The sequence below is a fragment of the Mesorhizobium sp. M7A.F.Ca.AU.002.02.1.1 genome, from assembly GCF_003998535.1.
In the GTDB taxonomy this organism is placed as follows: Bacteria; Pseudomonadota; Alphaproteobacteria; order Rhizobiales; family Rhizobiaceae; genus Mesorhizobium; species Mesorhizobium ciceri.
On the sequence record NZ_RZPB01000205.1, the window covers coordinates 1 to 8,501 of the forward strand.

Consider the following 8,501-nt stretch of genomic DNA (forward strand, 5'->3'; position numbering starts at 1 on the left):
CCTCAGGCTGCGCCGGCTGCCGGGCATCTATGCCGGCGTCAACGTCTTCCGATTGCGGCAATCGCTGCGCGAACACCTTGTCATACTCGACCATCTTGAAAGCCTGCAGTATGAGGTGGCTGCCGATCTGCTTCGCATTCATCTGCGGCTCTCCCGCAACCAGCGACCGCAAGCGGCCAGCCGCGGGGCTCCCGCGCTGTTCGGCACGATCAGCCGGCCGGAATGACGAGGATTAATTGACGCGTAAAGCCAGCCCGACCATCGCGCTGTTTCCCGAAGCAAGCTTCGGCGCGGCGTTGAATTGCGTCGGCATCGCGCAGGCGCTGCGTGCGAAAGGCGCCCGGCCCGTCTTCATCTGCCATGCCGGTTTCTCCGGCGTCTTTGCCGACTATGGTTTCCAGGAATACCAGTTGCCAACCGACGAGCCGCTGAGCGAGAGCCAACGTCAGAGCTACTGGCAGGCTTTCGTGCGCCGGCACCTGCCGCATTTCAGGCTGAGCCCGATCGACCAGCTTGAGACCTATGTCGCTCCGACCTGGCAGGCCATCGTCGACACCGCGGTCAATGCCGAGGCGCCGCTGCGCCAATTGCTGGCACGGCTCAAGCCGGATGCCGTGGTGCTCGACAATGTCATCATGTTCCCGGCGATCGCCGCCGCCGGCTGTCCGTGGGTGCGCGTCGTCTCCTGCGCCGAGACCGAGCTGCCGGACGCCAATGTGCCGCCCTATCTGTCGGGGCTTGGCGTGGACGACCCGCAACGCGCGGCGTTCGAGGCCAGGTATCTGGCGGCTTGCGCGCCGGCGCATGACCGCTTCAACCGCTTCCGGGCGGATGCCGGACTGGGGCCGCTGCCGAAGGGTCAGTTCCTCGAGACGTCGCCCGATCTCAACCTGCTGCTGACGCCGACGATCGTGCGCCGCGAGCGTGCCGAGCCGCTCGACCCCGCGCGCTTCGTCTATCTCGAGGGCTGCGTGCGTTCTGAAGGGCCGTTCGAGGTGCCGGTGTTCCCGCGCAATGGCGGGCCGCTGGTCTATGTCAGCTTCGGCAGCCTGGGTGCCATGGATGTCGGCCTGATCGAGCGCATGCTGGTGGTGTTCGACAGGCTGCCGGCGCGCTTCATCGTCAATGCCGGCGGCCTGCGCGACGCTTACCGCGCGGTGCCGGACAATGTCTATCTCGACGCCTGGTTTCCGCAGCCCTCGGTGGTGGCGAAGTCGGATCTGTTCATCCATCACGGCGGCAACAACAGTTTTTGCGAAGCGCTGCGCTTCGGCGTGCCGTCGCTGATCATGCCCTATTGCTGGGATGGACACGACAACGCGCAACGCGCCGAAGAGACCGGCACCGGCGACCATATCGGCCGTGACGGCTGGACCGAAGGAGTGTTGGAGAAAGCCATTCTCGGCCTGCTGGCCGACGATGCCATGCGCGCCCGCCTCAAGGACAATGCAGCCCAAATGGCGCTGAAACCCGGAACGGATGCGGCCGCGCAAGCCATACTCTCTCTGATACGGATTTGAACGAAAATGCCTGACAACAACACGAACATCTCGCTCTCCAGCGGCAACGATGCCAAGGCCTGGCTGGCCCGGCACGGCATCAACGAAGTCGAGTGCCTGGTGCCCGACATGAACGGCGTCCTGCGCGGCAAGGCCTTGCCGACGGCCAAATTCCTCCAGGCGCTTGAAGACCGCGCGCTCTATCTGCCGAGCAGCGCTTTCCTGGTCAGCATCGACGGCCGCTATTCCGGCTCGATCGACGAGGGTTTTGCCTATTCGGATCCGGACATGCGCATGGTGCCTGATGTATCGACGCTCTGCCTGGCGCCGGGTGCCGCTCCCGGCAAGGCCTATGTCTTTGCCGATGCCTTCCATATGGACGGCCGGCCCTGGATGGCCTCGCCGCGCCATGTGCTCAGGGCCGTGCTCGACCTCTACGCCAAGCGCGGCTGGCGGGCGGTGGTGGCGCCCGAGGTGGAATTCTATCTCACCGCGCCCAATCCGGATCCGGACCGTCCGCTGACCGCCCCGGTCGGCGCCAATGGCCGCGCCGAGACCGTGCAGCATCCCTACGATATGGCCGGGCTCGAGGAGTTCGAGCCGGTGATCCGCCGCATTTACGATTATGCGGCGGCGGCCGGCCTGCCGCTCGACACGCTGATCCATGAGTCGGGAACCGCGCAGTTGGAGATCAACTTCCTGCATGGCGATGCGCTGCCGCTGGCCGACAAGGTGCTGCTGTTCAAGCGGCTGACGCGCCAGGCCGCGCAGCAAAGCGGCATGCACGCCACCTTCATGGCCAAGCCGATCGCCGCACAGGCCGGCAGCTCCATGCATCTGCACATGTCGGTCATCGACGAGGCCGGCAGGACTTTGTTTGCCGGCAGCGACGATGCCGACACCGCAATGTTTGGCCACTTCATCGGCGGCCTGCAGAAATATGTCCCCGAAATCATGCCGCTGTTCGCGCCCAACGTGAACTCGTTCCGCCGCATCAGGCCGAACCACAGCGCGCCGGCCAACATCGAATGGTCGCATGACAACCGCTCCTGCGGCCTGCGCGTGCCGGCCGGCGGCCGCGCCGCGCGGCGGGTGGAGAACCGGCTTCCGGGCGCGGATTCCAATCCTTACCTGGCGATCGCCGGCTCGCTGCTTGCCGGCTATCTCGGCGTCGAGCAGAAACTGGCGCGCTCGCCCGAGGCGTCGGGCAATGCCTACAAGATCAAGAGCACGCTGCCGAAGACGATGGAGGAGGCGCTCGATCGTTTCGAGGCTTGCGGCCCGGTGCGGGAACTGCTCGGCGAGGATTTCTTCCAGACTTATCTGCGCGTAAAGAGCGTCGAGCTCGACCTGTTCCAGGGCGTGGTGACGAGCTGGGAACGCGACCACCTTCTGCTGAAGGTGTGATCATGGCTTCCAGTTCAACGGGCTTCAATTCGGGCCTCGATATCGCAAAATCCTATTATGTCGCCACCGCCAATCCGGCGCCGGACCATCCGGCGCTGGTCGGCGACGTCGACACCGACCTGGTTGTCGTCGGCGGCGGCTGCACCGGCCTGTCGGCCGCCCTTCACGCCGCCGAGCGCGGGTTGAAGGTGGTGCTGCTCGAAGGCGGCAAGATCGGTTGGGGGGCGTCGGGCCGCAATGGCGGCCAGATGATCCCCGGCCTGCGCAAGGGCGCCAAGGGCCTGGTCAAGCTCTACGGGCCGGAGCGGGCAAAGGTGCTGTTCGATCTTGCGTTCGAGGCGCGTGGGCTGGTGCTCGACATCATCGAGCGCCATGCCATCGATTGCGATCTCAGGCTGACCGGCCATCTGGTCGGCGCGGTCAACGGTTCCGACCTCAAGGATCTCGAGGAAGAGGTCGAGTGCCTGGCTACGGTGATGAAGTTCCCGCACGCCGAAATCCTGTCGGCGGCGGAAGCCCGAGCCAAGGTCGACACACCCTATCATGGCGCGATGTATGAGCCGCTCGGCGGCCACATGCATCCGCTGAACTACACGCTCGGCCTTGCCCGCGCGGCGATTGCTGCCGGCGTCGTCATCCATGAGAATTCGGTGGCGGTGAAGCTGGAGCGTGAGCCTTCGATCCGGATCTCGACGGCAAAGGGATCGGTGCGTGCAAAACATGTCGTGCTGGCCGGTGACGCTCTGCTCGATGGGCTGGAGCCGCGCGTCAACAGCCGCATCATGCCGGTTGGCAACTACATCGTCGCCACCGAGCCGCTGGAGGGCAAGCGCAATGTCATCCCGGCCAATGTCGCGGTGTCCGACACACGCTTCGTCGTCAACTATTACCGGATGTCGGCGGACGGCCGGCTGCTGTTCGGCGGCGGCGAGCGCTACACGCCGTCACCGCCGGCCGATATCGCCGGCTTCGTGCGGCCGCATATGGAAGCCACCTTCCCGCAACTTCAGGGCTGCCGCATCGATCACGCCTGGGGCGGGCTGGTGTCGGTGACGACATCCAGGCTGCCGCATGTCGGGCACTATGGCGAGGTCTATTTCGCGCATGGCTATTCCGGCAAGGGCGTCATCCTGTCGACGCTGTCGGGCAAGCTCCTGGCCGAGGCGATCGCCGGCGACGCCTCGCGGCTCGATCTGTTCTCGACGCTCACCCCGATGCCATTCCCCGGCGGCACGGCGCTGCGCGGTCCGCTCTATGTGCTGGGCATGCTGTGGTATGCCATGCGGGATCGCATCAAGCATTGAGGGTCGGCGGGGCGGCGGCGAATTGCAAAACGCCGCGATCCTTCGCGCCCCCCTCAGTCCTGCCGGACATCTCCCCCTCAAGGGGGGAGATTGGCAGATTGGTGGCTTCGCCCATTCCTGCGTCGTTGGAGATTGGCGAAAGCCGGCGTGACGTCCGATCTCCCCCCAAGAGGGGGAGATGCCCGGCAGGGCAGAGGGGGGCGCTGTCCCGCCGACGGTGAAGGTTGTTGGAGAAGGCCTCTTAAACCACAAAAAAATCTTCAATCCGCTGCCTGGCCTCCAGCAGCGCCGGCAGAATCTCCCGCTCCATCTCCGCGACGGAGAACCGCGCCGATTGCGTCGAGACGTTGATGGCCGCGACCGTGCGTTCTGCGCGGTCGCGGATCGGCACGGCGATCGAGCGCAGGCCGAGTTCCAGTTCCTCGTCGACGATGGCAAAGCCGTCCGCTTTCGCCTTGCCGATGGCGTTGGCTAACAAACACCTGTCGGTGATCGTCTTCGGCGTCCGTCTCTCGATCGTCGCCTGGCCGAGGAATGCGTCCAATTCCTGAGGCGTCAGACCGGCAAGCAGGATGCGTCCCATCGAGGTGCAATAGGCCGGCAGCCTGGTGCCGACATCGAGCGACACGCTGAGGATGCGGCGGCCGGGAATACGGGCGACATAGACGACATCGGCACCCGACAGGATCGCCGCCGAACAGGCCTCGTTCAGCTGTGCGGCGACCGCGCGCATGATGGGTGCGGCGAAGGCCCAGAGCGAGGCGCCGCCGAGCCAGGTGCGGGCGATCGTCAGCAAGCGTGGCGACAGCGAGAACACGCGGCCGGCTTGCGTTGCATAGCCGGTGGCGGTGAGCGTCAGCAGAAAGCGGCGGGCGCCGGCGCGGGTCAGGCCCGCTTCCTCGGCCATTTCGGTCAGCGTCATGCCCGAGGGATGCCGAGCCAGGATCTCCATGACGGCAAGGCCGCGCTCGAGCGAGCCGACATGATCACGGGAAGCGGCTTCTTCGTCCATCTCAACTCCGCGGGAACGGCATCGACGCCAGGATTGACTCCTCGCCCTCCCCCAGCGTAGAAAGTATCGCATATAAAACATATGTTCGCAATGCGAACTTTTTGAACCCGGAGCCGATGCGATGGTCAAGTTCCTGCCGCTCAAACAGGCTGTTGCGGAGAATTTGAACGATGATGACACGGTCGCCTTCGAGGGTTTCACCCATCTGATCCCGACGGCGGCGGCGCATGAGGCGATCCGTCAGGGTTTTCGCGACCTGACCCTGGTCCGCATGACGCCGGACCTGATCTACGACCAGATGATCGGTATGGGCATGGCGAAGAAAATCGTCTTCTCCTATGTCGGCAATCCCGGCGTCGGCCTGCTGCGGCGCGCCCGCGACGCCATCGAGAACGGTTTCCCCAGATCGATCGAGATCGAGGAGCACAGCCATGCCGGCATGGCCAATGCCTATGAGGCGGGCGCGGCCGGTCTGCCCTGCGCGGTGTTTCGCGGCTATCGCGGTGCTGGCCTCGCGGCGGTCAATCCGAACATCAAGTCTGTCACCTGTCCGTTCACCGGCGAGGTGCTGGCGGCTGTTCCTTCGATCAGGCCTGACGTCACCTTCATCCATGCGCAGAAGGCCGACAGACAAGGCAATGTGCTGGTCGAAGGCATCATCGGCATCCAGAAGGAAGCGGTGCTGGCGGCCAAGCGAGCGGTGGTGACGGTGGAGGAAGTGGTCGATAATTTCGACGATCTGCACCCCAATCTGACCGTGCTGCCGCGCTGGACGATCGCGGCGATATCCGTCGTGCCAGGCGGCTCGCACCCGTCCTACGCACATGGCTATTATGCGCGTGACAATGCCGCCTATCTCGAATGGGACGAGATCGCCGCCGACCGTGACAAATTCCAGGCGTGGATGCAGGCCAATGTCATCGAGAAGAGCGCCGGCGATTTCGCGGCCCGGGTCGAGCATTTGAGGAAAGCGGCATGAGCGACAATCCATTGGGTTTCACCCCCAACGAGATGATGACGATCGCCGCCAGCAGGGCGCTCAGGAATGACGATGTCTGCTTCGTCGGCATCGGCGCACCGTCCGCGGCCTGCAATGTGGCGCGGCTAACGCATGCGCCTGACATCACGCTGATCTACGAGAGCGGCACGATCGGCACCGCGCCCGACGTGCTGCCGCTGTCGATCGGCGATGGCGAATTGTGCGAGACCGCCGTCACCACCGTCGCGGTGCCGGAGATGTTCCGCTACTGGCTGCAGGGCGGCCGCATCTCGATCGGTTTTTTGGGGGCGGCGCAGATCGACAAGTTCGGCAACATCAACACCACGGTCATCGGCGACTATTTCCATCCCAAGACCAGGCTGCCCGGCGGCGGCGGCGCGCCGGAGATCGCGACCTCGTCGAAGCAGATCTACATCACAATGGCGCAGACCAAGCGCGGCATGGTCGAGAAGATCGACTTCTTCACCTCCTTCGGCCATGGCGAGGGCGGCGACCATCGCAAGCGGCTTGGCATCGACACATCAGGTCCGACCTTGCTGATCACCGATCTCGCCATCTGGAAGCCGGATCCGGTGACCAAGGAATTCACCGTCGTGTCGTTGCATCCGGGCGTCACCCGCCAGCAGGTGCAGGAGAGCTGTGGCTGGGTGGTAAAGTTCGCGGAGGCGCTTGACGAAACACCGGCGCCAAGCGAACTCGAATTGAAGACATTGCGCGACCTGCAGGCCCGCACCAAGGCGGCGCATGAGGGAACCGGAAAAGCAAAGGCTGCATGACATGGCCGAGGCCTATATCTGCGACTACATCCGCACGCCGATCGGCCGCTTCGGCGGTTCGCTGTCTTCGGTACGATCGGACGATCTAGGCGCCATCCCGCTGAGGGCGCTGGCCGAGCGCAATCCGGGCATCGACTGGCAGGCGATCGACGATGTCGTCTATGGCTGCGCCAACCAGGCCGGCGAGGACAATCGCAACGTAGCGCGCATGGCGCTGCTGCTGGCCGGGCTGCCAAAGGAGGTCCCGGGCTCGACCGTCAATCGCCTGTGCGGCTCCGGCATGGATGCGCTGACCATTGCCGCCCGAGCCATCAAGGCCGGCGAGGCGGAGCTGATGATCGCGGGCGGCGTCGAATCGATGAGCCGGGCACCCTTCGTCATGCCCAAGGCCGACACGGCGTTCTCGCGCAATGCCGAGATTTACGACACCACCATCGGCTGGCGCTTCGTCAACCCGCTGATGAAGAAGCAGTATGGCGTCGATTCCATGCCGGAAACCGGCGAGAACGTCGCCGAGGATTTTTCGGTGTCGCGGGCCGACCAGGACGCCTTCGCAGTGCGCAGCCAGAACAAGGCCGTCGCCGCACAAGCCAATGGAAGATTGGCGAAGGAGATCACCCCAGTGACCATCCTGCAGCGCAAGGGCGATGCGCTCATTGTCAGCAAGGATGAACACCCCCGCGCGGGCTCAACGGTCGAGGCGCTGGCCAAGCTGCCGACGCCGTTCCGGCAGGGCGGCACGGTGACGGCCGGCAATGCTTCCGGCGTCAATGACGGCGCGGCGGCACTGATCGTTGCCTCCGAGGCGGCGGTGAAAAAGTATGGGCTGACGCCGATCGCCCGCATCCTCGGCGGGGCTGCCGCCGGCGTGGCGCCGCGCATCATGGGCATCGGCCCGGTGCCGGCGACGCAAAAACTCTGCGCGCGGCTTGGCCTGACACCAAAACAGTTCGACGTCATCGAGCTCAACGAAGCCTTTGCCTCGCAAGGCATCGCCGTGCTGCGCCAGCTCGGCATTGCCGAGGACGCCGAACACGTCAACCCGAATGGCGGCGCCATCGCGCTCGGCCATCCCTTGGGCATGTCGGGCGCCCGCATATCCGGCACGGCGGCGCTGGAGCTTCGCGAGCGCGGCGGCCGGTATGCGCTTGCCACCATGTGCATCGGCGTCGGCCAGGGCATCGCGATCGCGCTGGAACGGGTCTGATCGGCAAGTCTCTCCGGCTAACTTCGAGAATCCGGTGCGGTTAAATTTGACCACGTGGACAAAAGTCCGGACCCGTTCCATAGTTCCTCGTCTGATTTTTAGAACAGCCGGCTCGACACGGCTGTCGAACAGAGGGGAATACAATGGAAAACCGAAAGAACAGATTTCAATCCGCACGCGAAGGGCTTTCGCGACGCAATGTGCTGGAGTTGGGCGCGCTTGGCCTGGCTGCGGCAATGCTGCCGGGCGCTGCCTTCGGCAAGGACAAGAAACTGAAGGTGGCGGCGATCTTCGCC

7 protein-coding genes and 1 pseudogene are annotated in these 8,501 nt (G+C 64.7%); 7 read left to right on the forward strand and 1 reads right to left on the reverse strand.

Going from position 1 to position 8,501, the window contains the following annotated elements; genetic code table 11:
- The 4 genes and pseudogenes from EN879_RS14855 to EN879_RS14870 all read left to right on the forward strand — a co-directional run.
- Window positions 1–226, forward strand: a pseudogene (locus EN879_RS14855) (GntR family transcriptional regulator); the annotation flags it as partial.
- Window positions 227–236: 10 nt separating this feature from the next.
- A complete protein-coding gene (locus EN879_RS14860) occupies window positions 237–1,520 on the forward strand; it encodes a glycosyltransferase (RefSeq protein ID WP_013528948.1) in 1,284 nt (427 codons plus the stop codon).
- 6 nt (window positions 1,521–1,526) lie between these two features.
- Window positions 1,527–2,906, forward strand: a complete 1,380-nt coding sequence (locus EN879_RS14865) for a glutamine synthetase family protein (RefSeq protein WP_063169493.1) — start codon at window positions 1,527–1,529, stop codon at window positions 2,904–2,906.
- 2 nt (window positions 2,907–2,908) lie between these two features.
- A complete protein-coding gene (locus EN879_RS14870; RefSeq protein WP_063169492.1) occupies window positions 2,909–4,210 on the forward strand; it encodes an FAD-binding oxidoreductase in 1,302 nt (433 codons plus the stop codon).
- Between the two features lie 241 nt (window positions 4,211–4,451).
- Here the strand turns inward: EN879_RS14870 and EN879_RS14880 are convergent, their stop codons facing one another.
- Window positions 4,452–5,222 carry an IclR family transcriptional regulator C-terminal domain-containing protein gene (locus EN879_RS14880; protein WP_027163027.1) on the reverse strand — a complete coding sequence of 257 codons (771 nt, stop codon included), beginning with the start codon at window positions 5,220–5,222 and terminating at the stop codon, window positions 4,452–4,454.
- 121 nt (window positions 5,223–5,343) lie between these two features.
- Between EN879_RS14880 and EN879_RS14885 the strand changes: the two genes are divergently transcribed.
- The 3 genes from EN879_RS14885 to pcaF are packed head-to-tail and all read left to right on the forward strand — an operon-like array spanning window position 5,344 to window position 8,205.
- Window positions 5,344–6,201 carry a CoA transferase subunit A gene (locus EN879_RS14885; RefSeq protein WP_063169491.1) on the forward strand — a complete coding sequence of 286 codons (858 nt, stop codon included), beginning with the start codon at window positions 5,344–5,346 and terminating at the stop codon, window positions 6,199–6,201.
- Complete coding sequence (locus EN879_RS14890; protein WP_063169490.1) at window positions 6,198–6,998, forward strand: CoA-transferase subunit beta; 801 nt, start codon at window positions 6,198–6,200, stop codon at window positions 6,996–6,998. The genes EN879_RS14885 and EN879_RS14890 overlap by 4 nt, the downstream gene beginning before the upstream one ends.
- A 1-nt stretch (window position 6,999) precedes the next feature.
- Complete coding sequence (gene pcaF, locus EN879_RS14895; RefSeq protein ID WP_013528954.1) at window positions 7,000–8,205, forward strand: 3-oxoadipyl-CoA thiolase; 1,206 nt, start codon at window positions 7,000–7,002, stop codon at window positions 8,203–8,205.
- Window positions 8,206–8,501 lie beyond the last annotated feature (296 nt).